General features: G+C 68.2%; 30 protein-coding genes. 13 read left to right on the top strand and 17 right to left on the bottom strand.

Going from position 1 to position 25,348, the window contains the following annotated elements:
- Window positions 1-65: 65 nt before the first annotated feature.
- The 4 genes from nosZ to EGH23_RS16525 all read right to left on the bottom strand — a co-directional run bounded on the left by nosZ (window position 66) and on the right by EGH23_RS16525 (window position 4,129).
- Window positions 66-2,048 (bottom strand): TAT-dependent nitrous-oxide reductase, encoded by a 1,983-nt coding sequence (gene nosZ, locus EGH23_RS16540; protein ID WP_220581095.1) that lies wholly within the window; start codon window positions 2,046-2,048, stop codon window positions 66-68.
- On the bottom strand, window positions 2,049-2,555 hold the full coding sequence (locus EGH23_RS16535; protein WP_220581094.1) for a plastocyanin/azurin family copper-binding protein: 507 nt from the start codon (window positions 2,553-2,555) through the stop codon (window positions 2,049-2,051).
- A 126-nt stretch (window positions 2,556-2,681) separates the two neighbouring features.
- Window positions 2,682-3,875: a TIGR04347 family pseudo-SAM/SPASM protein gene (locus EGH23_RS16530; protein ID WP_220581093.1), complete on the bottom strand. Its 1,194-nt coding sequence runs from the start codon at window positions 3,873-3,875 to the stop codon at window positions 2,682-2,684.
- Window positions 3,872-4,129 carry an Htur_1727 family rSAM-partnered candidate RiPP gene (locus EGH23_RS16525; protein ID WP_220581092.1) on the bottom strand — a complete coding sequence of 86 codons (258 nt, stop codon included), beginning with the start codon at window positions 4,127-4,129 and terminating at the stop codon, window positions 3,872-3,874. The genes EGH23_RS16530 and EGH23_RS16525 overlap by 4 nt, the downstream gene beginning before the upstream one ends.
- A 101-nt stretch (window positions 4,130-4,230) precedes the next feature.
- Between EGH23_RS16525 and EGH23_RS16520 the strand changes: the two genes are divergently transcribed.
- The 4 genes from EGH23_RS16520 (at window position 4,231) to EGH23_RS16505 (ending at window position 6,604) form a co-directional block, all read left to right on the top strand.
- Complete coding sequence (locus tag EGH23_RS16520) at window positions 4,231-5,334, top strand: TIGR04053 family radical SAM/SPASM domain-containing protein (protein WP_220581091.1); 1,104 nt, start codon at window positions 4,231-4,233, stop codon at window positions 5,332-5,334.
- Window positions 5,335-5,462: 128 nt separating this feature from the next.
- Complete coding sequence (locus EGH23_RS16515) at window positions 5,463-6,071, top strand: halocyanin domain-containing protein (protein WP_220581090.1); 609 nt, start codon at window positions 5,463-5,465, stop codon at window positions 6,069-6,071.
- Window positions 6,072-6,134: 63 nt separating this feature from the next.
- Complete coding sequence (locus tag EGH23_RS16510) at window positions 6,135-6,401, top strand: DUF2249 domain-containing protein (protein ID WP_220581089.1); 267 nt, start codon at window positions 6,135-6,137, stop codon at window positions 6,399-6,401.
- Complete coding sequence (locus tag EGH23_RS16505) at window positions 6,398-6,604, top strand: hypothetical protein (protein ID WP_220581088.1); 207 nt, start codon at window positions 6,398-6,400, stop codon at window positions 6,602-6,604. The genes EGH23_RS16510 and EGH23_RS16505 overlap by 4 nt, the downstream gene beginning before the upstream one ends.
- A 59-nt stretch (window positions 6,605-6,663) precedes the next feature.
- On the opposite strand, the gene EGH23_RS16500 is transcribed toward EGH23_RS16505, so the two are convergent.
- From EGH23_RS16500 to EGH23_RS16490, 3 genes are all read right to left on the bottom strand, one after another.
- The gene (locus tag EGH23_RS16500; RefSeq protein WP_220581087.1) at window positions 6,664-6,960 is read right to left on the bottom strand and encodes a cupin domain-containing protein; all 297 of its coding nucleotides are present in this window, start codon (window positions 6,958-6,960) and stop codon (window positions 6,664-6,666) included.
- A gap of 5 nt (window positions 6,961-6,965) precedes the next feature.
- Window positions 6,966-7,199, bottom strand: a complete 234-nt coding sequence (locus tag EGH23_RS16495) for a DUF2249 domain-containing protein (RefSeq protein ID WP_220581086.1) — start codon at window positions 7,197-7,199, stop codon at window positions 6,966-6,968.
- Window positions 7,200-7,267: 68 nt separating this feature from the next.
- Window positions 7,268-7,639 (bottom strand): cupin domain-containing protein, encoded by a 372-nt coding sequence (locus EGH23_RS16490; protein ID WP_220581085.1) that lies wholly within the window; start codon window positions 7,637-7,639, stop codon window positions 7,268-7,270.
- A gap of 87 nt (window positions 7,640-7,726) precedes the next feature.
- Between EGH23_RS16490 and EGH23_RS16485 the strand changes: the two genes are divergently transcribed.
- On the top strand, window positions 7,727-8,266 hold the full coding sequence (locus EGH23_RS16485) for a DUF7998 family protein (protein ID WP_220581084.1): 540 nt from the start codon (window positions 7,727-7,729) through the stop codon (window positions 8,264-8,266).
- A gap of 2 nt (window positions 8,267-8,268) precedes the next feature.
- Here EGH23_RS16485 and EGH23_RS16480 read toward each other — a convergent pair whose 3' ends face one another.
- From EGH23_RS16480 to EGH23_RS16470, 3 genes are all read right to left on the bottom strand, one after another.
- Entirely contained in the window at window positions 8,269-9,645 is a 1,377-nt protein-coding gene (locus EGH23_RS16480; RefSeq protein ID WP_220581083.1) for a hypothetical protein, read from the bottom strand.
- 113 nt (window positions 9,646-9,758) lie between these two features.
- Complete coding sequence (locus tag EGH23_RS16475; RefSeq protein WP_220581082.1) at window positions 9,759-10,064, bottom strand: CGCGG family putative rSAM-modified RiPP protein; 306 nt, start codon at window positions 10,062-10,064, stop codon at window positions 9,759-9,761.
- 50 nt (window positions 10,065-10,114) lie between these two features.
- A complete protein-coding gene (locus EGH23_RS16470; RefSeq protein ID WP_236044881.1) occupies window positions 10,115-10,588 on the bottom strand; it encodes an SRPBCC family protein in 474 nt (157 codons plus the stop codon).
- Window positions 10,589-10,634: 46 nt separating this feature from the next.
- On the opposite strand from EGH23_RS16470, the gene EGH23_RS16465 reads away from it, so the two are divergent.
- On the top strand, window positions 10,635-11,285 hold the full coding sequence (locus EGH23_RS16465; RefSeq protein WP_220581081.1) for a helix-turn-helix domain-containing protein: 651 nt from the start codon (window positions 10,635-10,637) through the stop codon (window positions 11,283-11,285).
- On the opposite strand, the gene EGH23_RS16460 is transcribed toward EGH23_RS16465, so the two are convergent.
- Entirely contained in the window at window positions 11,260-11,937 is a 678-nt protein-coding gene (locus tag EGH23_RS16460) for a helix-turn-helix domain-containing protein (RefSeq protein WP_220581080.1), read from the bottom strand. The two genes, EGH23_RS16465 and EGH23_RS16460, sit on opposite strands and share 26 nt — an antisense overlap.
- A gap of 73 nt (window positions 11,938-12,010) precedes the next feature.
- Window positions 12,011-12,916, bottom strand: a complete 906-nt coding sequence (gene cysK, locus EGH23_RS16455; protein ID WP_220581079.1) for a cysteine synthase A — start codon at window positions 12,914-12,916, stop codon at window positions 12,011-12,013.
- A 148-nt stretch (window positions 12,917-13,064) separates the two neighbouring features.
- Here cysK and EGH23_RS16450 point away from each other — a divergent pair, with 148 nt between their 5' ends.
- Together EGH23_RS16450 and EGH23_RS16445 are read left to right on the top strand one after the other, a co-directional pair.
- Window positions 13,065-13,283, top strand: a complete 219-nt coding sequence (locus tag EGH23_RS16450) for a DUF2249 domain-containing protein (RefSeq protein WP_220581078.1) — start codon at window positions 13,065-13,067, stop codon at window positions 13,281-13,283.
- A gap of 65 nt (window positions 13,284-13,348) precedes the next feature.
- Window positions 13,349-13,519: a hypothetical protein gene (locus EGH23_RS16445; protein ID WP_220581077.1), complete on the top strand. Its 171-nt coding sequence runs from the start codon at window positions 13,349-13,351 to the stop codon at window positions 13,517-13,519.
- Between the two features lie 241 nt (window positions 13,520-13,760).
- On the opposite strand, the gene EGH23_RS16440 is transcribed toward EGH23_RS16445, so the two are convergent.
- Window positions 13,761-14,627, bottom strand: a complete 867-nt coding sequence (locus EGH23_RS16440) for a glycerophosphodiester phosphodiesterase (RefSeq protein ID WP_220581076.1) — start codon at window positions 14,625-14,627, stop codon at window positions 13,761-13,763.
- A 397-nt stretch (window positions 14,628-15,024) separates the two neighbouring features.
- Here EGH23_RS16440 and EGH23_RS16435 point away from each other — a divergent pair, with 397 nt between their 5' ends.
- The 3 genes from EGH23_RS16435 to EGH23_RS16425 all read left to right on the top strand — a co-directional run bounded on the left by EGH23_RS16435 (window position 15,025) and on the right by EGH23_RS16425 (window position 17,354).
- A complete protein-coding gene (locus tag EGH23_RS16435) occupies window positions 15,025-16,521 on the top strand; it encodes a short-chain fatty acid transporter (RefSeq protein WP_220581075.1) in 1,497 nt (498 codons plus the stop codon).
- Between the two features lie 96 nt (window positions 16,522-16,617).
- Window positions 16,618-17,145: a DUF2243 domain-containing protein gene (locus EGH23_RS16430; protein WP_220581074.1), complete on the top strand. Its 528-nt coding sequence runs from the start codon at window positions 16,618-16,620 to the stop codon at window positions 17,143-17,145.
- Window positions 17,146-17,165: 20 nt separating this feature from the next.
- On the top strand, window positions 17,166-17,354 hold the full coding sequence (locus EGH23_RS16425; RefSeq protein ID WP_236044880.1) for a hypothetical protein: 189 nt from the start codon (window positions 17,166-17,168) through the stop codon (window positions 17,352-17,354).
- Window positions 17,355-17,361: 7 nt separating this feature from the next.
- Here the strand turns inward: EGH23_RS16425 and EGH23_RS16420 are convergent, their stop codons facing one another.
- Entirely contained in the window at window positions 17,362-18,621 is a 1,260-nt protein-coding gene (locus EGH23_RS16420; RefSeq protein ID WP_220581073.1) for a sulfite oxidase, read from the bottom strand.
- A 238-nt stretch (window positions 18,622-18,859) separates the two neighbouring features.
- On the opposite strand from EGH23_RS16420, the gene EGH23_RS16415 reads away from it, so the two are divergent.
- On the top strand, window positions 18,860-20,368 hold the full coding sequence (locus tag EGH23_RS16415) for an alpha,alpha-trehalose-phosphate synthase (UDP-forming) (protein ID WP_328766217.1): 1,509 nt from the start codon (window positions 18,860-18,862) through the stop codon (window positions 20,366-20,368).
- Window positions 20,369-20,382: 14 nt separating this feature from the next.
- On the top strand, window positions 20,383-21,267 hold the full coding sequence (otsB, locus tag EGH23_RS16410; protein ID WP_236044885.1) for a trehalose-phosphatase: 885 nt from the start codon (window positions 20,383-20,385) through the stop codon (window positions 21,265-21,267).
- A 27-nt stretch (window positions 21,268-21,294) separates the two neighbouring features.
- On the opposite strand, the gene EGH23_RS16405 is transcribed toward otsB, so the two are convergent.
- From EGH23_RS16405 to EGH23_RS16395, 3 genes are all read right to left on the bottom strand, one after another.
- A complete protein-coding gene (locus EGH23_RS16405; RefSeq protein WP_220581071.1) occupies window positions 21,295-22,755 on the bottom strand; it encodes a sulfatase family protein in 1,461 nt (486 codons plus the stop codon).
- 121 nt (window positions 22,756-22,876) lie between these two features.
- Window positions 22,877-24,349, bottom strand: a complete 1,473-nt coding sequence (locus tag EGH23_RS16400; protein ID WP_220581070.1) for a sulfatase — start codon at window positions 24,347-24,349, stop codon at window positions 22,877-22,879.
- A 272-nt stretch (window positions 24,350-24,621) separates the two neighbouring features.
- Complete coding sequence (locus EGH23_RS16395) at window positions 24,622-25,239, bottom strand: DedA family protein (RefSeq protein WP_220581069.1); 618 nt, start codon at window positions 25,237-25,239, stop codon at window positions 24,622-24,624.
- Window positions 25,240-25,348 lie beyond the last annotated feature (109 nt).

The following is a 25,348-nucleotide window of genomic DNA, read 5'->3' as shown; positions in this document are numbered from 1 at the left end:
CGGTGTGGACGAAGCGGAATCGGTCGTCGGCGCGGTGCGTCGGGTCTTCGGGGTCCTCGCGGCGCTCACTCGCTCGGCTCGACGATCATGCGGCTGCGCATCTCCAGGTGCAGCGCCGAGCAGAAGTACGTGCAGTAGATCCAGTAGACGCCGGGGTCGTCGGCGGTGAAGGTGACCTCGCGGGTGTCCTGCGGCGCGACGGCGAGGTTCACGTCGTGTTCCGGGATGGCGACGCCGTGGATGATGTCCTGCACGCCCTCGATGTTGGTCATCGTCAGGCGCACCTCGTCCCCTTCTTTGACCGTGAACTCCGGCAGACCGTACTCGGAGCGCTTGGTCGATGCCTTGACGTGGACCGAGGACTCGCCGGTGCGTTCGACGCCGGAGTCCTTCTCCTCGATGTAGGGCTTCTCGTCGGCGTAGTCGGCCCTGTCGTAGACCTTCTTCGGCGAGATCTTGTCCTTGTGCGCGAAGACGCAGTCGTGCGGTTCGGGGTAGGCCGGGTGGTCGGCGACCAGTTCCATCTCCTTCTCGCCCTGCCCGATGTGGATCAGCTGGTCGTTGTCGGGCATGATGGGGCCGACCGGGAGGAACCGGTCCTTCGAGAGCTTGTTCAGGACGACGAGCCACTCGCCGTCGGGGTCGGTCGTCATCGCCTCCAGCGCCTGGATGTGGCCGGGGTTGTAGTGGACGTCCAGCTTCTCGATGACCGGGTCCTCGGACCCCTCGTCGGCCTCGACGGCCGCCGCGATGTCCCACTTCGCGACCTGCGAGTCGATGAAGAGGGACGTGTAGGCGTGGCCGTTGCCGTCGAAGGTCGTGTGCAGCGGTCCGAGACCGACTTTCGGCCGGCCGACGACGGCGTCCGCCGGGTCGGAGACCGAGCCGAGCTTCTCGAGGTCGAGCATCGTCACCGTCGGCGACAGCTTGCCCGCGACGAAGGCGTACTTCCCGTCGGGACCGACCTCGACGCAGTGGGGGCTCTTCGGCGTCGGGATGTACTGGACGACCGGGCGGTCGCCTTTGTTCAGGCGACTCGACTGGGTCCCGTCGACGATGGGGACGCCGTTTACTTCTCGGTCGTACCGCCCGTTTTTCACGGCCTTCTCGATGGCGGGAATGTCGAACGCCTTGAGGTAGTCCCGGTCGTCGCGGGTCATCCCCTGGATGTCCGTCGCCTCCTCGCTGTTGTAACAGGACGCGATGGCCCAGCGGCCCTCCTTGCCCGTGTCGACGATGTCGAGGTTGCCGTCGACGGACACCTGCCACTTCGTCTCCATCGTCTCCGGGTCGACGGCGACGAACAGCGACTCGTAGGCGTCGGGGTCGTTCGCGGCGGTCCCGTCGTTGGGTACCGGCGCTCGGAACTCGCCGTTGCCGAGGACGTACTTCGTATCGGGCGAGAGGACGGAACAGCCGTGGATGGCCTGCATGTTCGGGACGTCCAAGATAGCGTCCGTCTCGAAGTACTTCAGGTTCACCCGGGCGATGCGGCCGTTGGCCTTGTCGTTGACGAACAGGTACTCGCCGTCGTAGTCGCCGTCGGTCTCCGAGAGGTTCGGGTGGTGGTTGTCACCCCACGTGTAGCCGCCGCCCTCTTCCAGCATCGCGCGTGTCTCGTCGTCGTAGCCGTAGCCGGACGCGCAGTCGGTGTTGAACACTGGGATTCGGGTCAGCTCGCGCATCGACGGGATGCCGACGACGCGAAGTTCACCGGAGTGGCCGCCCGACCAGAAGCCGTAGTACTCGTCGTGCTCGCCGGGCGCGACCTTGTGGTCGACGCCGGACTCGGACGAGCCGGACTGGCCGCCGCCGCTCCCGCCGCCGGGAGAGAGGCTCGAGCAGCCGGCGACCGCGCCCATCGCGCCGGCCGCGATGCCGGTCTTCATGAAGTCGCGCCGGTCGAGCTCCAGCCCGGCCAGTTCGAGCGTCGGCCCCTCGTCGTCGGGGACCGGTTCGTCGACCTCGGCCAGGACGCTCTCCAGTCGCCGCTCGTACTCGTCGACGACTTCCTCGGGACTGCGCCGCTCGCTCGCGTCGGGGCTCATCTACACCACCTCCACCGTGCCGACCATCCCGTTCATCTCGTGGGGGACGCAGTAGTACTCGTAGGTGCCCTTCGTCTCGAACGTGTGCGAGTAGCTCTCGCCCTTCGGGACGTTGCCCTTCTGCCCGTTACCGTAGCCGTCTTTGGCCGCCTGTTGGCTGTCGAAGTCGCCGGAGGCGAAGTACGCCGCGCCGTCGGGTATCTTGCCCTCGTAGGCGGTCACGGTGTGGCCGATACTGCCGACGTTCTCCCAGGTGACCTCGGTGCCGGCCGTGACCTCGATGGCCTTCGGTTCGAACGTGAGTTCGTCGGTCATCTCGACCGTGCTCGTCTGCGTCGCGCCGCCGCTCGCTTCGGTCGTCGGTTCGCTGCCGCCGTCGCCGCCGGACTCACCGGCCCCGTCCGCGGACGACCCACCGCTGTTCGAACAGCCGGCGAGCGCGATGCCGCCGGTCGTTACCACCGTCGCTCGGAGGAACTGCCGTCGCGATTGCGTGTTGCGGTTCATCGACATCCGGTGCTCGCTCCCCCGTAACCATATACCGTCGAGCGGATTTCGAGCGAGCGGGAACGGGGGCGAACAGGTTCGCCCGCTTTTATACATACCTCCGAGCGCCGGTGGCGGAAACCCCGCTCACTCCCCCGAGCGGACGCCGACCTCCGCGTCGGTGAGGTAACACTGCGGGTCGGGCGCGAACAGGTCGTCGCGGACGGTGAGCGCCCGGAGGCGCGACCCGCCCCGACAGACGTCGCGGTACCGACAGTCGGCGCATCGCCCGGTCAGCCGTTCGTCCCTGTTCCGGAGCGCGTCCAGGAGGGGGTTCGACTCGTCGTCCCAGATCGCGCCGAACGGCCGGTCGCGGACGTTGCCCAGCGAGTACCCCTGCCAGAACTGCGTCGGGTGGACGTTGCCCTGATAGTCGACGTTGGCCACGCGCTCGCCCGCCGGGTCGCCGCCGTTGACCCGGAGGTACTCGCGGATTCGGTCGGCCCAGGTCTCGCCGAGTCGGTCGCGGGCGTACTCGACCAGATAGCCCGCGTCGGCGTAGTTACCGACCAGCAGCGTCTCGATCGCCTCGCCCCGGTCGTGGTACTCGCGGGTCAGGTCACAGACGCGGCGGACGGCCTCGCGGCGTTCCGCCGGGGTCAGGTCGGCGTCCAGAATCTCGGTCCCGCGGCCGCCGTAGTCGAGGTGGTAGAAGCAGAAGCGGTCGAGACCGACGTCGGTCAGCAGGTCGACGACGCCCTCCAGATCGGCGGCGTTGTGGTCGGTGATGGTGTACCGAAGCCCGGTCTTGAGACCCGCGTCGAGGCAGCGTTCGATGCCGCGGACGGCCGCGTCGAACGCCCCCTCCTTCCCGCGGAAGGCGTCGTTGCGCTCGGGGAGCCCGTCGACGGAGACGCCGGCGTACCGAAGCCCGGCGTCCCGGAGCGCCGCGGCGCGTTCCCGGGTGAGCAACGTCCCGTTCGTCGAGAGGACGGGCCGCAGTCCCCGCTCGGCCGCGTGAGCGACGAGTTCCGTCAGGTCGTCCCGGACCAGCGGCTCGCCGCCCGAGAACAGGACCACCGGCGCGCCGTAGTCCGCCAGGTCGTCCAGCAGTGCCTTCCCCTCTCCCGTCGACAGTTCCCCCGGTGCCGTCTCGGTGTCCGCCGAGGCGTAACAGTGCGTACAGTAGAGGTTGCACTGCTTCGTGACGTTCCAGACCACGACCGGGCGGCGCTGCTTCCGCTCGGTTATCTGTGGCTTCCCGGACTCGCCGGCCGCGTCGTACCGGAGCCCGTCGCCCTCGGCGTCCGTCCCACAGAGCAGTTTGCTGACCGATATCATCTGTTCGAGAGCGCCGCGGTTTCGGCCGTTCGCCGCGTCACCTCGTCGGCCGGACAGAGCCACAGCGTTGCCGCGTCCCGACCGACGTGCAGTTCGGCCCGTTCGAGCGCCGCCTCCCGCGTGGGCGCGGTGACGCTACCGACGTGTCTCGGCGACTCGGTGGCGTCCTCGCTGACGAACAGTTCCCACTCGCGGGCGGTGCCCGCCCGCGGTGCCGTCACTTCGTGGTTCAGTTCCGGGGAGTCGTTCGGCATACCTGCCGGTTTCGCGCTCGACTACAAACAGCCCGCAGGCGGTTCCCAGCGACTGGGAACGCTGCCGTCCCGTTTTTCGGGGCGAGCCGGTATCGCTCCGTATGCGAGCACCCGCAGACACGGCCGAGCGCCCGCTGGTACTGATCTGGGAGGTCACGCAGGCCTGCGAGCTCTCCTGCGAGCACTGCCGCGCCGACGCCCGGGCGGCTCGACATCCAGACGAACTCACCACCGCCGAGGGAAAGGAGCTGCTCGACGACGTGCGAGCGTTCGGCGACGAGCAACTCGTCGTCCTCTCGGGCGGCGACCCGATGAAGCGCCCCGACCTCGTCGAACTGGTCGACTACGGCACCGACCGGGGACTCTCGATGACGCTGACCCCGAGCGGGACGAGCGAACTGACCGGCGACGCCGTCGCCGACCTCGCCGACGCGGGCCTCCGCCGGATGGCGGTCAGTCTCGACGGCGCGACGCCGGCGAACCACGACGCCTTCCGCGGGGAGGCGGGGAGCTTCGAGGAGACGGTTCGGGCCGCCCGCGACGCCACCGCCGCCGGGCTGCCGCTCCAGATAAACACGACCGTCTGCGCGCAGACCGTCGACGAACTGCCGGCCATCGCCGAGCGAGTCGCGGACCTCGGGGCGGTGCTCTGGAGCGTCTTCTTCCTCGTTCCCGTGGGACGGGGGCAAGTCCTCGACCCCATCGAGCCCGCGCGAGCCGAGCGGGTGATGGGGTGGCTACACGACCTCCGCTCGGAGGCGCCGTTCGGGATCAAAACCACCGAAGCCCCTCACTATCGCCGGGTCGGTATCCAGCGGCGGCAATCGGTCGACGGGAGCGGGGACGAGCGGGCGGACGCCGCCGCGAAGCGCCGAGCGGGTATCGTCGCGGGCGACGGGTTCGCGTTCGTGAGCCACACCGGAGAGATCTTCCCGTCGGGATTCCTGCCGGAGACCGCCGGGAACGTCCGCGAGGACGACGTGGTAGACGTGTACCGGCGCTCGGAGCTGTTCACCGCGCTCCGGGACCGGAGCCGGCTGACGGGGAAGTGCGGAGCCTGCGAGTACCGACGGGTCTGCGGCGGGAGTCGCTCTCGGGCGTACGCGGCGACCGGCGACCCGCTGGCGAGCGACCCGCTCTGTGCGCACGTCCCCGAGGGCTACGACGGGCCGCTTCCCGGAGCGGGCGCGGACGGCACGGCGTAGCTACGTGTCTCCCGACGGCACACGCCGACCGCCCCGTCGCGGCCCGCGTCCCGCACAGCGCCCCCACCCTTCCCAGCGCGTGAGAATCCGCGAGCGTAGTTTATATACCGTCACCGTACACTCTGTTGATGACAGCCGAAACCTACTCGCGACGGAGCGTCCTTCGAGCGGGTGCAGGCGTCGCCGTCGGCGGCGCTGCGCTCGGAAACGCGCGCCCCGCACGCGCACAGACCGCCTTCGACGGATGGCTGGACGGCGTGGAGAACTACGACGGCGTGGTCGACGAGACCGGGAGCGACTCGGTCACTATCGAAGTCGGCGTGGAGGCCAACGGCGGCAACTTCGGCTTCGGGCCGGCGGCCGTCCGCGTCGACCCCGGCACGACCGTGACCTGGAAGTGGGTCAACGGGAGTCACAACGTCGTCGACGACGCCGGTAACTTCGAGAGCGAGATGACGAACGAGACCGGCTTCACGTTCGAGCAGACGTTCGAGGAGACCGGCGTGGCGAAGTACTTCTGTCTCCCGCACAAGTCGATGGGGATGAAAGGCGTCGTCGTCGTCGGCGACGCCGAGATCGGCGGGAGCGGCGGACAGTCGAGCGGCGGATCGGGGAGCTCGGCCGGCGACCTCAGCGCGGCTGACTGGGGGACGGCGGCGCTCGCGCTGTCGCTCGTCGCCGGCCTCCTGTCGCCGTTGGCGTTCGCTCCCGTGGTCAAACGAGACGACGATCGGTAGCGGCGACCGTTCCCGAACGTGTTCGGGGAAACCCTCGCTATCGGGAGGCGAGAACCCCCGCGTATGCAGCCCCCCGACTCGGTTCTACGAGAGACTGACGCGCCGACCGACGGCCCCGTCGAGACGCTGGACGTCGCCGCCGCCGGCCCGCCCGCGCCGCTCCGGCGGACGCTCGAACTGCTGCCGACCCTCGACGACGACGTCGTCCTCGTCCAGTACAACGACCGGGCACCGCGGCACCTCTATCCGAAGCTCGACGACCGCGGGTACGCCTACGACACGGTCGAACGGGACGGCGCGGTCGTCACCGTCATCTGGCGAGAACCGTGACGCGTCGGTCGCCAGCGGCGGAGGACGAGCCGTCCCGGCGACGCGACCGAGCGGAGACCGTCCGCGACGAGGCCGTCGAGCGCGCGTGCTCGCAGCTGCGGGCGAACGGTGCGATCTCCGCGGAACAGCGGGCCGCCGTCGAAGAACTGGCCGACCGCCTCCTCGAACGGCTGTCGCCCGTCGCGCTCGCGCTCCGGCGGTAGCGAGCGCTCGCGAAGATCGCCGCGTTCCGAAGGCGTCGAGGGCGGTCGCCGGCCGGCGACTACCCCTTCGCGAGGACGACGAGCGCTCGCGCGTCCGTGACCGCTTCGGGCGATATCTGACGGTCGCCGTCGAAGCGGAGCGCGTCGCCCGCCGAGAGATCGTACGTCTCCTCGTCGAGGTCGAGCGCGATCTCGCCGTCGAGGACGTGAAAGAGTATCCGGCGTTCCGGATGGTCGTGGGGCGGGACGCGCTGCTCGGCCGAGAGCGACAGGTGGACCGTGCGGGGTTCGCCCTCGAACAGCGCGGTCCGTCCCTCGCTCTCGGCCGCGTCGACGTTCGCTCGTTCGACGCCCATCCGACTCACTCCTTGGGGAGCGTCGCGACGAACTCTCCGGCGTCGCGGCGCTCACAGGTGTAGTTCTCGGCGTCGAACGCCTCGACTTCGGCCCGGAACTCGTAGAACAGCGGCTTCGGTTCGTGGTCGTTGACGATCTCCAGGGCGGTACCGCTGTCGAGCGCCTCGAACGCCGCGTGGATCATCGGGTGGCGTTCGGGCGGCGGGACGTCGCGCAGGTCGAGCGTGGTTTCCGGCATACGACCGGAGCTACCGCCCCGTCACCGGAGACGGTTGCCGCGGACATGTTCGGGTCTGTCGGGGTTCCTCACGTTTCCGGTTCGAACTCGCCCCGAGCGAGGCCGCGTCTGACCGGGTCGTGCGCGGCGTCGCCCGGCGGCGGTGCGGTCACGAGCGTCGCCGTCAGCTCGGACTCGGCGCGGACCCCCCGGGCCTCGCCCGCCGGGACGACCACCACGGAACCGGGTCCGACGCGATGGTCGGTCTCGCCCTCGCGCACGATTCCCTCCCCCTCGTGGACCGTGACGGCCACGTCGCTGTCGGGCGCGTGGACGGGAATGAACTGACCCGGCCGGAAGTACCCCATGACCACCTTCTGTGCCGCCGACTCAGCGAGGACGTGCGCGCGGAACCGGTCGTCGTCGAACTCGCGTTCGCTGTCGAAATCTGTCGCGACCATACCGAGCGGTGGTCGCCGTCCTCCCTCCCGCTTGCCCCGAACACGTTCGGGAGCAGAGATAGACGCGTCGCCGGCGAACCGTCGCCCATGAACCTCCCGCGGCCGTTCGACACCGACGGTGACGAGACGTTCGACAGCTACGACGAGTTCGTCGCCGAGTCCCTCCCCGAACCCGGTCCGTTCCTCGCAGACCACGACGTGCTGACCGGTCGGGAACACGCCGCGTTCCACCGCCTCTCGCGGGAGTGTTTCGAGGAGCGCGGCGTCTACGACGTCACGTTCGGCTACAACCTGGCTCGGCTCGATCTCGATCGCCGGCACCCCGACAGCGGTTTCCGCTACGCGCGCGAGGCCGACGACCCGCCGGTCCTCCGCGCGGAGTTCACGCCGACGACGGAGTTCTGCCCGCAGAGCGACACGCTCACGCTCGGCGCGTTCCGCGCGTGGAACGGGACGCTCGAACGCCACGAGTACGACCTCGTGCGCGTGAGAGTGGCACCGATGCACCAGCAGGCGGTCGCTATCAACGAGCGGTTACGCCACCGGGAAGCGCGGTTCCGAGAGACGGGCGACCTCTCGACCGGCGACGGGACCGTCGGCGGGCCGTCCGGCGACACCCCCTTCTGAAGTCACTCGCGGCGTCCGTCGGCGCTCGATCCCCGATCCGGCGACAACCCCGCCCGAGTCGGGGCATACCTGCCGAGGAGCAGACCGCCGACCGAGTGCCGGCTGTGGTTTCGGAGCACGGACCGCATGTTCACGGCGAAGGCGAAAACGCCCAGACCGACGAGGACGCCACCGACGCCGCGGAGCGCCACCGCCGCGGGGACGAGGTCCGCCGCGGCGAGGAGCGCCGTGCCGCTGATCAGCAACGCCGCGTCCGCGGCGGCGAGCCTGCCGTGGTAGAGGTCGTCTATCATCGGTACGTCCTCGAACCCGAGCAGGTCGCTGTATCGGTGGACCCAGACGACGAACGGAACGACGTGGTAGAGCGTCCCGAGGACGACGAACCCGACGGTTCCGAGGACGAGGAGGTGCGTCGTCCCCGGACCGCCCAGCAGATGCGCCCGCGCGAGCGGGTCGGTCGCCCACGCCGGGACGGTCAGGAGCGCCCACGACGAGAGCGAGAGCGCGACGACGGCGTAGCGCGTGTGCATCGGCGTCCGCTCGACGCGCATCTCGAACAGCTTGCGGGCGAGTATCGCCCCGAACGAGAGCGCGGCGAGACAGACGAGCAGGCCGCCGAGCGCGGCGGCCGGTTCCGAGCCGACGAGCCGGCCGACGGCCAGGAGTGCGACGCCGACCGGGTGACCGACTTCCTCGGTTCGCTTGAGATGGTCGTCGATACCGTGGAGTTCCGTCTGCGTGAACATCGTCGCGAGCTGGTACAGCGCCCCGTAGACCGTCGTGAGTACCGCGCCGAAGACGGCCAGCGTCGCGTGTGCCAGCACGACGTTCGACCGGCTTACCGAGTACTGAGCGAGGAACGGCCGGGTGAAGTCGACGGCGAGCGCGAGTCCGAACGCCGTGAGGACGACGAAGAACCCGAGCGACAGGGCGAAGTGGCGCTCGGTGACATCGAGCCGGCCCGCGCGAGCCAGCGTCCGACCGACGTTGTAGGCGAACACCCAGAACCCGGCCAACATCGCGGTACCGAACACCGGTAGAAGAGCGAGTGCACCGAGGAGCAGCGAGGCGACGAACCCGATGAGTCCGGCGGTGACGAGGGCGAGCTGGACCGCGGCCAGCCGGCGCGAGTGGAGCGGAACGCCCGACCAGACGGGGACGAACTGCGTCATCGCGCCCATGATCGTGATACAGACCCAACCGATCAGGAACAGGTGAACGAGGGCGAGCCGACCCAGTCCGGGCACGACGCCGGCGACCAGTCCGACCCCGACGACCGACCCGGCGAGCAGCGCGGTCAGTCCGACCCAGAAGTGACGGAGCGGGACGGTCATCGGCGGCTGTAAGTCGGTGTCGACGCTTCCGGGGATGGCGGCCATAGCTCCCGGTACGAACCGGACCGTCCTTCCGGTGTCTCCGAACATGTTCGCGGCACGCGTCGGCGTGTGCGCCGGCAGGGGCGGCGGTGACGATTCGGGCGCACCGTCGCTCGTTACTCGACGTGGACCCTCGTGACGTGGCCGCCGCAACCGCACCGCTCGACGTACTCGTAGTCGACGGCGTCCCCGTACGTCGCTTCGAGGTGAGGATAGAGGTACGCCTCGGGGTGACCGTGTGCGCCGTGCGTGACGAGGTTGACGTGGTGACCCGGTGCCGTGTGTTCGACGGCGTCGACGGCGTGGGCGAGGACGAGAGAGCGGTCCGCCGCGTGGCGGGGTTCCTCTAGGTTCGCCGACCACGAGTTCTCGTGGACGCGGTCGGTCACCGGGTCGGCGTCGCCGCGGGAGACGTCACTCATAGTCGGACAACGGCGCTCCATCGGGGTGAACGCTCACCCGAACGCGTTCGTCACTCACAGCGCGCCGCGAGGTAGTCGAACTGGGCGTTCAGTTCGACGCGCCGCTGGCGGTCGATGACGGTGGCGTCGAGCAGTGGACCGACGAGGCGGGCCTGTAACGCGAACTCGGTCGCGGCGCTGACCGTGACCCCGCCGTCGGTCGCAGCGATGTCGTAGCGAGTGACCATCTCCTCGAAGACGCCGTCGCGCTGTTCGTAGGTCAGCACCGCGTCCGGGTCGTCGACGACTTCGAGGACCAGTTCGATCGTCACGAGCCCGACGCTGTTGGCGATCGTGACGACGTCGCCGTCGACGGTCACGTCGTCGAACCCGCCCGCGCGCATGAACTCGCCGACGTCCAGCATCGCCGCGCGGACGCAGTCGGGGTCGGCGTCGAGCTCGCGCGTCACTGTGACAGTTCGCACGACCGGAACTTCGCCGCCCCCGCAGTCGAATGTTCCGAAACCGAGCGAGCGGTCGAACATGTTCGGCAACACTGATGGGGAGCCGGGGCGAAGATGTTCGCGTACGATGCCGGAAGCGAAACTCCGACTGACGATTCCATCGGACATCTGGATCGGCGACATCACCCGGAACCACCCCGAGACGCGGGTGCGAGTGCTCGCGGCGATTCCGGACGGACTGACCGGCGTCGGTCTGGCGGAGGTGACCGGGCCGGACGCCGCCGCGGTGGTGGCCGAGATGGCCGACGAGGAGGAACTGACCGACTTCGAGACGCTGCAACACCTGGACGGGGAGGCGCTCGTCCAGTTCGAGACGACGAATCCGCTGCTCCTGTTCCCCGCTCGCGGGTCGGGGACCCCGCTCCAGATGCCGTTCGACATCCGGGACGGCGTGGCCGACTGGGAGGTGACCGCGCCGAACGACCGGCTCTCGGCGCTGGGCGAGCAACTGGAGGAGTTCGGCATCCGGTTCACCGTCGACTACGTCCACCAGCGCGCGGCGAGCGAGCAGGTGCTGACCGACCGCCAGCGAGAGATCGTCGCGACCGCCGTCGAGGAGGGCTACTACGACACGCCCCGCGGCTGCTCGCTGACCGAACTGGCCGAGACGGTCGGCATCGCCAAGTCCTCGTGTAGCGATACGCTCCACCGGGCCGAGGAGGCGATAGTCAAGTCGTTCGTCGAGGGACGGGTCACCGACGAGCGGCCGCCGGCGTGACGGCGTCGCCGATGTCGTCGACGTCGAATCGAGCCTCGAACAGTTTGCCGGTGGCCGCCGCCACGTGCTCCGCGAACGTCGAGCGACAGATGCCCAGCGCGTCGGCGACGTCGCCGGCGTTGGCCCCTTTCGGGTACTCGAAGTACCCCATCTCGTAGGCCGTCCGAACCACCTCGCGCTGGCGTTCGGTGAGCTCCTCTCCGGAGAGCGACGCCACCTCGTCGTCTGCGTCCCCCGCGGCCGTCAGCCGGCGGACGCTGACGCCGTCGAACGCCGCCCGGAGACGCTCGACGACCGTTCGAACCGTCGCCAGTTCCTCGACGACGACGGTCACGACGAGCGTCCCGTCCTCTGCTCGGACGTCGGTCGCGGGACCGGCCACGCGTTCGACGACCTCACAGACGCAGTCGCTCGCCGCGTCGCGCTCGAAGCGGTATATCGTCTCCGACTCGGTGGTCGCGACCACGTCGAGGCTAGGAATGGCCTCCTCGACCGACGCGTGCGCGGGGAGCCTGAACTCCTCGGTGATAGCGCCATCGCCGCGGAGCGACGTGCGGGCGACGTCCGTGATTCGCTCGCCGGCCCGTTCCGAGGCTTTCGCGACCGGACAGCGACCGGGGGATCCGACTGCGAACTCGACTACGAGTCCCATACGCCGAGCTACGCCACCGCCGACGAAGTGGCCGGCGGCGAACATGTTCGAGTCCCCTGCGACGCGGTCGGACCTACGCGAACAGCTCGGTCGAGAGATATCGTTCGCCGGCGTCGGGAAGGACGACGACGACAGTTTCGTCCGGCGCGTCGGCGGCGATCCGCTCCGCGACTGCGATAGCGGCCCCCGACGAGATCCCGACGAGCAGTCCCTGTTCGCCGGCGAGTCGGCGGGCGGCCGCGGTCGCCTCGTCTGACTCGACGGTGTGGACCTCGTCTAACAGCTCGGTCCGGAGCACTTCCGGGACGAACCCGGCACCGATGCCCTGTATCGAGTGACCCCCCGGCTCGCCGCCCGAGAGCACGGCCGAGTCGGCTGGTTCGACGGCGATCGACCGGACGTCGGCGTCGCGGTCCGCTTTCAGCGCCGCCGAGACGCCCGTGATGGTCCCGCCGGTCCCGACGCCCGCGACGACGGCGTCGACCTCGCCGTCGGTCGCCCGCCAGATCTCCGGGCCGGTGGTCTCCCGGTGGACGCGAGGGTTCGCGAGGTTGGCGAACTGCTGCGGGACGAAGCTGTCCTCGCGTTCGTCGGCGATGGTCTCCGCCGCCTCGATGGCCTCGGCCATCCCGCCGTCGGCCGGCGTGAGGACGAGGTCGGCACCCAGCGCGCGGAGGAGGTCGCGCCGCTCCTCGCTCATCGACTCCGGCATCGTCAACACGAGGTCGTATCCCTCGGCCGCCGCCGCGACGGCGAGCCCGATCCCGGTGTTGCCGCTGGTCGGTTCGACGACCGTCCCGCCCGGTTCGAGGAGTCCCGCCTCGCGGGCCCGTTCGAGCATCGCAACCGCGACCCGGTCCTTCACCGACCCTCCCGGGTTGGCCGCTTCGACCTTGCCGAGCAGGTTCGGCGCGAACGCGTCGAGCCGCAGTAGGGGCGTTTCGCCGACTAGCTCCGTGACGTCGCTGGCTACGTCCATCGCACCGTAGTTCGTCGCGCCGCCCCGTCACTTCTCACCCCCCGAACTGCGGGTATTCAAGGCGGAGCGCGGCCGGATAGGGACCGACCGCCGGTTCCCGAACGTGTTCGAGCGAACGGCTACACGATTGCGGTGTCGACTACCCGCCATGTCTTCGGACACGACGCTCGACGTCCGCGACGTCGACGACGAACCGTTCACTCGCATCGCAGCGGCCCTGTCTGACCTCGAGAGCGACGAAACGCTCGAACTCGTCAACAGCTTCGAGCCGGAACCGCTCTACGACGTCTTGCTCAGCCGCGGTTTCGAGTACGAGACCGAGCGGGTCGCCGACGACCAGTGGCGCGTCCGCATCACCCGCGAGTGACCCCGGGGCGGCCGACGACCGCCGCGGACGGTGGGGTTTTCCGTCCCGATACCGTCACTGCAGGTATGGCCGGGCTCATCCAGCGGACGGCACGGGCGATCGACGACATGTGGCAGTCGATCTGGCACGACTCGAGCCGCGCCGAGAAGATAGTGATCGCGATCATACTACTCGTTACGGGGCTGGCGATCCCGGTGATACCGATCGTCTGGATCGCCCGGATCATCGCTAACTGAGGGCTGCAACGGGCGAGAGAGGGCTTCGCTCCAGCCGGTGTCGCGGATCGGTCGATTGTGATCTGGCCGTATAGCTGAGTCCACTTGAATAGCTATACTGCATAGCATATCTGAGTAACTATACTACGTAGCCCGCCTGTAGAGTTCGATCGCGATACCGGCGATAGCGACTCGGGCAGCTTCGAATTCGCCGAGTAACAGTCCCGCCGGGAGCAGTCGCACCCTCGAACCTAGGGAGAACCTACTGACTCGACCCGGACCCACGCGACCCGCCCGCGGCGAAGGCCGTCATGTTCGGGTAGTCCGCGATCAGTCCGTCCGCGCCCAACTCGATCGGGGCGCGCGCCTCGCGCCACGTGTCGACCGTCCAGACGTTCACCTCTCGACCCTCGTCGTGGGCCGTCTCGACGAGATCGCGGTCGAGCACTCCGAGCGAGCAGTTGACCGCCTCGGCGTCGAGTTCGCGGGCGATCTCCAGGTTCTCGGCGGCGTTCCGCCCGAAGATCGGAGCCACGTCGGTGTGCGGCGAGACGTCTGTTACCGCCCGGAGCGCGTCCGGGTCGAACGAGGAGACGTAGAACCGCTCCGACTCGCGCGACGCGACGCGCAGGGCGCGCTCCGCGAACTCCGTCCAGGAGAGCGGGCCGGACGCCTTGAACTCGACGTTCATCGTGACGTTCGACTCGGCCGCTTCGAGCGCCCGTGCGAGCGTCGGGACCGTCTCGCCGGAGCCGAGGACCTCGGCGTCGAGGACCGTCTCCGCGGGCGTCTCGGCGACGGGCCCCGATTCGTCCGTGAGGTCGTCCAGGCGCTCGTCGTGGAAGACGACGATCTCGCCGTCGCCCGTCGCCACGGCGTCGATCTCGATCCGGTCGGCACCCAGTCGCGACGCGCCTTCGACGGCGGCGACCGTGTTCTGCGGGAACACGTCCCTGAATCCGCGATGTGCCGTCACGCGCGGGCCGTCGCGTGACTCTCGAACCCGACTCCGAGTCGCTCTCCCGGTGACAGTGCCGCTCGCCGCCGTCAGTCCGAGCATCGCCCCGGTGGCCTCGATCATGTTTCGTCGTGAGGCGCGCTTCGCCAGATACGTTGTGCCTCGTGCCATCACCTATCTCGGCGCGGACGACCCATATGAGACGTGATATGAGAGGTCTATCCCGTTCGATACGTCTGCGGGCGGATATGCGCCAACCCGTACCGATACCAAACCGCTCGAGCGGGACGAACCGGCCGCTGTGTCTCACGCGGCTCGGCGGTTCTACGGGGCGGTTCGACGCGATCTCGCCCGATAGGAGCGGCCGGCGTGTCCCGTTTCCGTCTCGACGGATCACTCGCGGACCGAGCGCTCCAGACAGCTGAAAATAGAACGGTATGCATGCAATAGCAAAGCATGCAAGCAAGTCTCCCAAGTGAACGGGGGAGCCACATCGACTCATCGTATATCCGATTCAGCGAGCGCTTCGACGCTCGTCCGGCAGTCGCGATAGCCCGCTAGAAAATCCATGAGTTCGAGCGAACAATCGCAGACCGAAGGCACGCTGTTACAGCGCACGGGCGCCCGTCTCTCGGCGCGCGTCGAACGGTGGATGCCGAGTCCGTTCATCTTCGCCATCCTCCTCACGTACATAGTCTTCGTCATCGGTGTCCTGATCGAGGGGGCCGGTCCGGTACAGATGGTTCAGTACTGGTTCGACGGCTTCTGGGTGTTGCTGTCGTTTACTATGCAAGCAGTGTTGATCCTGGTGACCGGGTTCGTGCTGGCGTACCATCCCTTCATCCAGAATCAGATAAAGCGACTGCTCTCGATCCCGTCGACCGCCAGACAGGGGATTCTGCTGGTGGCGCTGATAGCGATGGTGACGGCGTGGTTCCACTGGGGACTCGGCCTCATCGTCGGCGCGCTGCTGGCGCGCGAGATGGGGCGACAGGCGAACGAACGCGGCCTGAACATCCACTACCCGCTGCTCTGCGTGGCCGGGTACATGGGGCTCGCGCTGACGTGGAACATGGGCCTCTCGGGGGCGTCCGTCCTCCTGATGAACACCCCGGGGAACATCTTCATCGAACAGGGGATCATCGACCAGCTCGTGCCCGTCACCGAGACGATATTCCACCCGTACATGGTGTCGCTGCTGGTGATCAGCATCGCCTACTCGCTGGTCGTGCTCTACTTCCTCTCGCCGCCCGACTCTAAGTCCGATGGCATCACGGAGTTCCTGCCCGAGAGCGAGTTGACCGAGGCGAACGTCCGGGCCGGCGAAACGACGGCGACCGACGGGTCGGGAGAAGAAGGTCCCGAGAAGGACCGCGTCGGCGACGACGCACCTGACTCCCCGACGCCGTCCGACAAGATGAACAACAGCCGCCTGATCGGCGGCGTCATCGCGGTGACCGGCGTCGTCTTCGCCATATACACGTTCGCGACGAGAGGGCTGAACGCGCTGAACCTCAACACGGTGAACTTCGCGTTCCTGTTCATCGGGTTCGCCCTGTTCACGAGCCCGCAGGCCTACGAGGAGCGGTTCGCCGAGGCTATCGACTCGACCGGCGACATCATCCTCCAGTTCCCCTTCTACGCGGGCATCATCGGGATGACGCAGAACTCCGGGCTCGCGGAGACCATCGCGGAGTCGATCGTGAGCTTCGCGGGGCCGGAGACGTACCCGGCCGCCGTGGTCATCATCTCGGCGGTCGTCAACACGTTCGTCCCGTCGGGCGGCGGCGAGTGGACCGTCATCGGGCCGATCGTCGTCCCCGCGGCCCAGGACCTCGGCGTTCCCCTCGGGCAGACGCTGGTCGCCTACACGTTCGGCGCGTCGCTCGCGGACCTCGTCCAGCCGTTCTGGGCGCTCCCGCTGCTGGCGATCACCGACATGCGCGCCCGGGACATCTTCGGCTACGCGATCATGATGCTGCTGATGATGCTTCCGTTCGTCCTCATCGCCGTCATCGTCATCCCGTACGCCGGCGGCTTCTGGGCGGGGATCGTGCCGTTCTAACGACGGCGCGTCGAATCCCGGAGTCGCGTCGGTGACCGCGGCCCGCTTGTATTTCCCGGTCCAGCGGATTTATCCGTGGCGGCCGTTCCTCCGGTAATGAGCGACGAAACGACCGGGTCCGCCGGCGGTTCCTCGACGCTGGGTGACGGGGTAACGCGGCGGGCGCTCCTCGCGGCGGGCGTGTTCGGATTCGGCTTCAGCGGATTGATAGACGTACTGGTGTTACACCACGTCCTCCAGTGGCATCACCTCGTCTCGGCCGTCTACCCGCAGGACACGCTCTCCGGGCTCCGGACGAACATCCTCGCCGACGGGCTCTTCTCGCTGACGATGCTCTCGATCATGTGCGTCGGCGGCGGGTTGCTCTGGCAGTCCGAGCGGCGGACCGCGGAGCCGCTCGCGCTGCGACCGGTGGCGGGCGCGGCCGTCGTCGGACTGGGCGTCTTCGATCTCTTCGACGTGGTCGTCGACCACATGCTGTTGGGCCTGCACCAGCCGCTCTCGCAAGCCGGCCGATACAACCCTCACTGGGCGGCGGTCAGCCTCCTCTTCATCGCCGCCGGGTACTACATCTACAGGACCGGGACGAGAAATCGAGACGGCAGTTCGAGGGGGGCCGCCTGAGCAGTCGCGGAGGGACGTATATGATGTGGATTCCCGCGACGAGCCCCACCTCGTTGCTCTCCCTCACGCCGCTCCACGGCGGGTCAGTAGCGACACCGGTCCCCGGCTGGCTGGTGCTGTTCGCCGCCGTCCTCGGCCTCTGGACCGCCATCGCGGCCGGCGTCGTCCTCGGCGATAAACTCCTCGTCCGCCTCGGAGAGGCGAAGTGACAAACAGTTAGTCGCGGACAGTGACGGTGATCCCCAGCGGTTCGTAGGCGTTGTTGCCGTACCCCTTCTGGTTCCAGGGGTACTCGTCGTCTTCGATGCCGCGACGGCCCTCGTCCGGGTCGGAGACCGTCGCCGGCTGCGTCCGCCCTCGCTCGTCGGTCGCTCTGGAGAGGAGCGTGTGTTCGCCCGCCTCGGTCTCCCAGACGTACCGGAACTTCCGGACGGTGTACTGCCCGAGCTCCGGGCCGACGAAGGACGCCTCGTCCCACGTCTCGCCGCCGTCGGTCGAGACCTCGACGCCCGCGACCGGATCGTCGCCGGACCACGCGACGCCGGTGAGTTCGACGCGGCCGTCCGACGCGGGAGCGAGTTCCGCTCCGTCCTCCGGCGAGGTGAGCAGTGACTTGACGAGTTGGTCGAAGAAGTAGGCGTTCCGAACCTCCCCCTCGGCTCGCATCTGGTCCTGCGTGTCGAAGGTCTCGACGTCGGCGTGACGCTCCGGTTCGTCGTCCTGCGCCGGGAGGAGGCGATAGGAGGACTGCTGGTACTCCGTGTAGTCCCGCCCGTCTCTCGACTCCCACGCCTCGCCGTTGACCATCTCGTCCATCACGTGCAGCTGTTCGACCCACTTCACGCTGTTGTTGCCGAACCACCCGGGGACGAGCAACCGAACCGGGAAGCCGTGTTCGGCGCTCATCGGCTTTCCGTTCATCTCGTAGGCCAGCAGACAGTCCTCCAGGGCTTTCGCCATCGGGATCGAGCGCGCGAACACGTCCTCGTCCTCTTTGGCTTCGCCGCCGACGGCGGTGAGCCAGCGCCCGTCGTCGGTGGCGGCTCCGTGGTCCTCCAGGACCGCCCGGAGCGGCGTCCCCGTCCAGATGGCGTTGCCGACGGCACCGACCGTCCACTGGTCGCCCGCCGCGTCGGGCGAGAAGTACGCGCGACCGTTGCCCGAACACTCCATCATGTGCATCACGGAGTCGGTCGGGTAGTCGTGCTTCAGCTCGTCCATCGAGAGGTCGGCGGTCGACTCGACGAGGCCGGTCAGCGAGACGGTCCACTCGCTCTCGTCGATGTCGGGCGTGCGGTGGTGGTTCCTGATGTAGTGTTGCTCGCGCGGCGTCAGGTAGTCTTCGAGGTGCGCGCGCGACGCGGTCTGTGCGTTGTCGGGGTCGGCGGAGAGGCGTTCGAGGCCGGGATAGCGGTTCTCGAACGAACCCGTCGAATCCCGAGGCCTGTCGTTCTCGTCGCTGTTTTTCGAGGGCATGCCGGGGATTCCCGATTCCGTAACTGGAACTACCTAGTCTGTGCTTGCGTGTGAAACCGCGCGATCCCGGCGATTCGAATGCGGCGCGCTGAACGCTGCCGCTGGCTGCGACCACCGAACTGTGTCCGGGTTTCGGCTCGACTTCTCAAGTCCTATAAATATCCCTCGCAGGTACAAGGAGAGGGAGTAACTCGTTGGGAGGTGAGTGTACAGACGAGAACGAGAGGTCCTACAACTGGTGAATTCGAGAACTACCGACCGACAGTTACGGGGGACGGCGCTGTCCGAATCGACGGATAGCAAGTACCTCGTCGTCTCGAACAGGGAGCCCTACCGCCACGACTGGGAGGGAGACGACATCACCGTCGACCGGCCGAACGGCGGTCTGACGAGCGGGCTAGACGGCGCGATGCGGCGCCTCGGCGGGACGTGGATCGCCTGGGGCGACGGCGACGCCGACCGCGAGGTCGTCGACGACGAGAACCGCGTGCAGGTCCCGCCGGACGCCGACGAGAACCGGTACACGCTCGAACGCGTCTGGCTCTCCGAGGAGGAGCAGGAGAACTACTACCTCGGGTTCAGTAACCAAGTCCTCTGGCCGATCTGTCACGCGGCGCTGACCAAGATGGAGAGCGAGCGCCGGCACTGGGAGGCCTACCGCGAGGTGAACCGGCGCTTCGCGGACACCGTCGCCGAGCGGGTGGACGAGGAGTCGGTCGTCTGGTTGCAGGACTACCACTTCGGACTCGCCCCGAGCATGATTCGGGAACAGACGGAGCACGACCCGGCGATCGCCCACTTCTGGCACATCCCGTGGCCCGGTCCCGACACCTTCCGCGCGTGTCCCCACGGCGAGGAGATACTGCGCGGCCTGCTCGGCAACGACCTGCTGGGCTTCCACGTCGACCGGTACTGCGAGAACTTCCTGCGCTGCGTGGACGAGCTGATTCCGATGGCCACGGTGGACTTAGACGCCGGCGTCGTCCACCAACCGGACGGGCGGCTCACCGTCCGGTCGTTCCCGCTCGGCGTAGAAGCGGACCGCATCCAGGAGCAGGCCGCCGGATCGGCGTCACACGACCGCTTCCGGGAGTTCGCGGACGACCACGGTATAGACACCGAGGGGACGCTGGCGCTCGGCGTCGACAGGCTGGACTACACGAAAGGCATCCCCGAGCGCCTGCAGGCGCTCGAACGGCTCTTCGAGGAGCAGCCGGACCTACGCGAGTCGTTCACGTACGTGCAGATCGGCTCGGAGAGCCGCTCGGAGATCCCCGCCTACGAGGCGGTGCAGACGGAGGTGGCCGAGGCGGTCGCGCGCATCAACGACCGGTTCGGGACCGACGACTGGCGACCGGTGGTCTACGAGACCGGTTACGTCTCCAACGAGACGCTGTACGCGCTCTACCGGGCGGCCGACGCCGCGCTCGTCAGCCCGATCCGCGACGGGATGAACCTCGTCGCCCAGGAGTACGTCGCCGCGCAGGCCGAGGACCCGGGCGCGCTCGTCCTGAGCGAGCAGGCCGGAATCCACGACCGGATCGGCGACGACGTGCTCTCGGTGACGCCCCAGAACACCGACGAGTTCGCAAGCGCTATCCACGAGGCGCTCGCGATGTCGGACAAGGAGCGAGAACGTCGGATGACATCACTGCGCCGCGAGATTCAGCGCAACGACCTCGAATCGTGGACCGAGACGATGCTCGACGAGATCGCCGTCGTCGACGCGTCGCGGCACGGGCGGTAGCTCCCGTGCCCGAGATGACCGCGCCGCCGTCGGCGCTCTCGAACCGAGAGCGGCTCGCTCGATCGCTGGATGGCAGCGACGGCCTCCTGCTGGGCGTGGACTTCGACGGCACGCTCGCCCCGATCGTCTCCGACCCCGACGACGCGGCGATCACAGACAGCGCGCGCGAGTCGCTCGTCGAGCTGGCGAGGCATCCCCGCGTGACCGTCGCCGCGGTCAGCGGCCGCGAGCTCTCCGACCTCGTCGACCGGGTCGACGTCGAGGGGCTCGTCTACGCCGGCAACCACGGCCTGGAGATCCGGGCGGGCGATACCACGTTCGTCCACCCGGCGGCGGCACGCCAGCGAGCGCAGATCCGGCACCTGAGCGAGCGGTTCCGGGAGCGTCTGACCGACTTTCCGGAGTGTACGGTCGAGAACAAGAGCCTGACCGCGACCGTCCACGTCAGGGGGAGCGACCACGCGGCGCGGGTCGCTTCGGCGACCGAGACGTTCGTGGCGGAGACCGAGACCGACGTCCGAGTCGTCCCCGGAAAGTGCGTGCGAGAGCTGCGCCCGGCCGTCGAGTGGGACAAGGGCGCGGCGATGGAGCTGCTGGCCGAGGCCGCGGCAGACGGGTACCGGCCGCTGTATATCGGCGACGACACGACCGACGAGGACGGCTTCCGGGCGGTGCAACCCGACGGCGTCGGCGCGAAGGTCGGGAGCGTCGACGAGACGGGGACGGCGGCGGACTTCAAGCTGCGCGAACAGGCGGCGGTGCCGCGGCTGCTCGACTGGCTGGCCGAGTACGCCGACGAGCGATGGACGAGCGACCGGTGGGCCGGCCCGTCGCGGCAGCAGTTGGACGCGGACGATCTGCGGGATACGGAAGCCGAGTTCGTCGTTCGGGACGAGTAGTCTCGGAGCGTCGGACAGCCGCGCGGGCTACGGGGGCCGGTCCGCCGCGTCGCTCTCGAGATGGCGGCTCGTCCACTTCTGGATCGGATCGTCGGTCTCGGTCATCCACTCGTCCAGTAGCCCTCGCAACCGGTCGCGTTCGGCCTCGTACTCGGGGTGGTCGACGAGGTTCTGCAGTTCGTGCGGGTCCCGTTCGAGGTCGTACAGCTCGTCGACGTCGGGGGCGTTGAACACGTACTTGTAGCGCTGGGTCCGCACCATCCGCTGGGAGTACAGTCCCATCTCGTCGCCGTGGTACTCGGCGAAGATGGCTTCCCGTCGGCCGTTCGCGGAATCGTCGAGAAGCGGCCACAGACTCCGGGCGTCGACGCCGTCGGGTTCTTCCACGTCGGCCGCGTCCAGGAACGTCGGCATGAGGTCCATCAGCGAGACGAGGGCGTCGCACTCCCGGCCCGCTTCGACGCCCGGTCCGCGCATCATGAGCGGAATCCGATACGTGTCCTCGTACATGAGCGGTCCCTTGTTGAACTGCCGGTGGTTGCCGGTGAAGTCACCGTGGTCGGAGGCGTGGACGACGAGGAGGTCGTCGCGGAGTCCGTGCTCCTCGACCGCGTCGAGAATCCGGCCGATCTGGTCGTCGATGAGGTCGACGAATCCGAAGTACATGGAGACGGCCTCGGCCCACTCGTCCCACGTCAGGTGGTCGACGCCGCGGTATTCGAGGTAGTTCTCCTGTACCTGCGGCTTGCCCGCGAACGTCTCCTGATAGGACGGCCAGCGCTCGATGTCCTCGGGGTTGTACTTCGAAGCGTACGGCTCCGGGACGACGTAGGGGTGGTGCGGCCCGAGGAAGTCCGACCGGTGGAAGAAGGGGGCGTCCTCCCCGGCGGCCCCTTCCAGTCGGTCGATGGTTCGCTCGGCGATGTAGTACGGCCGGGTCGCCTCGACCGGGAGCGGCGTCCGGGCAGAGATGAGGGCCTCCTCGCCGTCGCCGTGTCGGTTGTAGATGGCGTCTTCGAGTTCGACGTCGTCCGGGTCGACGCCGCGTTCCTCGCGGTGAGAGCGCAGGCCCGCCTCCAGATGCTCGTCGTGGGCGTCGCTCGCGCCCAGGTAGTCGAAGCCGAAGTCCGCGGGCGTGGCGTCCCTCCCGACGTGCCACTTTCCCACGTAGGAGTTATTGTAGCCCGCCTCCCGGAGCAACGTCCCGAACGTCGGGATCGACGTCGAGAGGTCCGTCTGGATGGCGTCCCGTTCGTGGACGTTGTTGAGCAGCCCGTGGTTGTGCGGATAGCGCCCCGTCAGCAGCGACGCTCGCGCGCTGCTGCAGATGCTGATAGGCGTATACGCGTGGGTGAAGCGGACGCCGTCCGCACAGAGTCGGTCGAGCGCCGCGGTATCGACCGGGGGACCGGTCGGCGCCGTGACGTCGTACCGCTCCTGATCTGTCAGGAGGAGGAGGACGTTGTCCGGGGTGTGGTGTCGTGGCATCGCTCGAATAGACGAACTCCGCTGGGCGCTTCATCAAGCTTGTTGAACTCCCCGTACAGGTCACCGGCGTGACGTGTCCCGACGGGGAGAATCGTCGTTCCGCGCGACCGGAGCAGACGGCTTACAGATATCCGAGGTCGGCGAGTCGCTGCTCGGTCGACTGCTCGACGGAGACCTCCTCCGTCTCCGTCCGCTCCGTCTGTTCGAAGGACGCGAGCCACGAGTCCAGCGCCGCTTCGAGGTCGCTCGCGCGTTCGGTCGCCTCGCCCGAGATATCGGTCGTCTCACTGGGGTCGGCGGCGACGTCGTAGAGTTCCTCGTTGCCGTCCGAGCAGCGGACGTACTTGTGGGTCTCCGTCCGGACCGCCTTTATCGACCGCTGGAGGTCGTAGATGCGCTCGGGGATCTCGTCGAATCGCTCTTCGAGTTTCTCTATCGGTGGTCGGGGTGCGGCGTACTCGGCGAACACCTTCGACCGCGGGTCGGTGTCGGCCGACGGATGGAACGACCGCCCCTGGAACGCCTCGCGCGCGTCCGGAGCCTCGATACCGGCCGCGTCCAGCAGCGTCGGCGCGAGGTCGAGCGTCTGTACCAGCCGCTCGCCCGTGACGGCGCCGTCGTCGAACCGGCCACCGCTGAGGACGAGCGGGACGTGAAGCACCGTGTCGTACAGCGAGTACTGGTGGCCGAGGAACCCGTGCTCCCCGATGTTCTCGCCGTGGTCGCTCGTGACCGCCAGCACCGTCTCGTCCCGCTCGCCCGTCGCTTCGAGCGCGTCGACGACCGCGCCGAGCTGGTCGTCCATGTAGGCGATCTCCGCGCGGTACAGCCGCCGCAGGACGGCCAGTTCCTCGGTCGAGAGATCGAACTCGCCGACGTCGTACTCCCGCGGACCCTGCGGGATCGCCATCGCCTCCTCGTAGGACCAGCCCTCGGGGAGGAACCGCTCGGCGTACTCCTCCGGCGGTCGGTACTCGAGGTGCGGTTCAATGCAGTTGACGAATAGGAAGAACGGCCGAGTCTGATTACGCGTCCGGAGCCACTCTCGGACCCACTCGATCGACTTCTCCGCGCCCTCGTCGCGCTCCGACTCCGACTCGCTGGAGAGGCAGTTCGAGAGCGCCTCCGCGAAGGAGAATCCGGGACCGTCGGACCCGGACGGGTTTCGGAGCAGGTCGCCGAGCGTCTCGCGGTCCTGCCACGACCCCCCGCGGGCGTGGAACGTCTCGAAGCCCCGGGAGAAGCCGAACTCCTCGGTGATCCAGACGTTGTTCGAGACGCCGACCGTCTCGTAGCCCGCGTCGCCGAACAGTTCCGCGACGGTCGGCAGTTCTCGGTCGAGCCTCGTCCGGTCCCCGTTCGCGCGGTGTTTCGACGGATAGGTCCCCGTGAACAGCGACCCGTGGGACGGGAGCGTCCAGGGCGCCGCGGAGAACGCCTGTCCGTATTCGGTCCCCTCGTCGGCGAGTGCCGCTCTGGTCGGCGACACGTCGGCGTCCGCCGGGACCGTATCGAGCGCTCGCGTCGTGTCCATGACGAACACGACCACGTTCGGACGGGACTCTACCCGCCCGCCGTTCGGGTGGGCACTCATCGATATCCCTCCCGACGGCGTACCAAGCCGGAGATTGCTTCGTTGAACACGTCGGATAATCGACCGATAGTTCTATCGAGCTACTGCCTGCCTATGCGCGGTCTGACCGACCCCAAATCCGGCGTAATAAAGGCGAACAGCCACGGGACGGTGCCGAATCCCCGTTCGAGAGGCCGAAGTCCCGATCCCCGAACGCCCACCAAGTATTCGCCTCGCAAGCCGCGGTTTTTGTGGGCAGATGCGCGAATTATTCCGTCTCGCCCGCGCAGATATTATCCCGAGCGCGCGGAGCGTCGACCGAAGGCGACGACGAACCCGAGAAGCACGAGCGCTACGAGCGCCGTCAGCCCCGGCCGGTCGACGGCCGCAGCGAACGCCGCTTCGAAGACCGATTCCCGACGACCGTAGTAGACGAGCACCCCCGTGGCGGCGTAGAAACCGGTCGTGCCGATGGCGGTGAAGACACCGAAGCGCACCGGATTCATCTCGGCGAACCCGGCCGGGATGGAGATGACGGACCGGAGGACGGGGAGAAACCGCCCCCAGAGCACCGACGACTCCCCCCACCTTCGGAACCACGTCTTCCCCCGGGCGATCCGCTCGTCCGAGACGCTGATCGGCCCGCGTAGCCAGTCGCGCGCGCCGATTCTGGGGCTGTAACAGACGTAGAACGGGAGGAACGCGCCGACCGTACCGCCGACGGTGGCCGCCAGCACGAAGACGAGCAGCGACGTCGGGCCGGTCACCAGCAACGCGGCGGCCGCGGGGACGACGACTTCGCTCGGGAGAAACGGGAAGAGCATCGACGTCTCCAGGAAGGTGAACAGACACAGCGCCAGCGGGCCGTAGAGGCGCAGGAGATCCAGCGCCGCGGCAGTCGCGTCGACCATACGAGCGGTTGGAGGCGGTGTCGTAACACGCTTCTGCCCGCGAGCAGTGCGGCGAGCGGGGGAGCGCAGACGCGGGGACGGGACCGCGGCGTATTCAAAGTTCCACCCG

This window comes from Haloarcula nitratireducens (assembly GCF_019599505.1).
The sequence above is the reverse complement of the archived record's forward strand: the minus strand, read 5'-3'. Positions and strand labels throughout refer to the sequence as shown.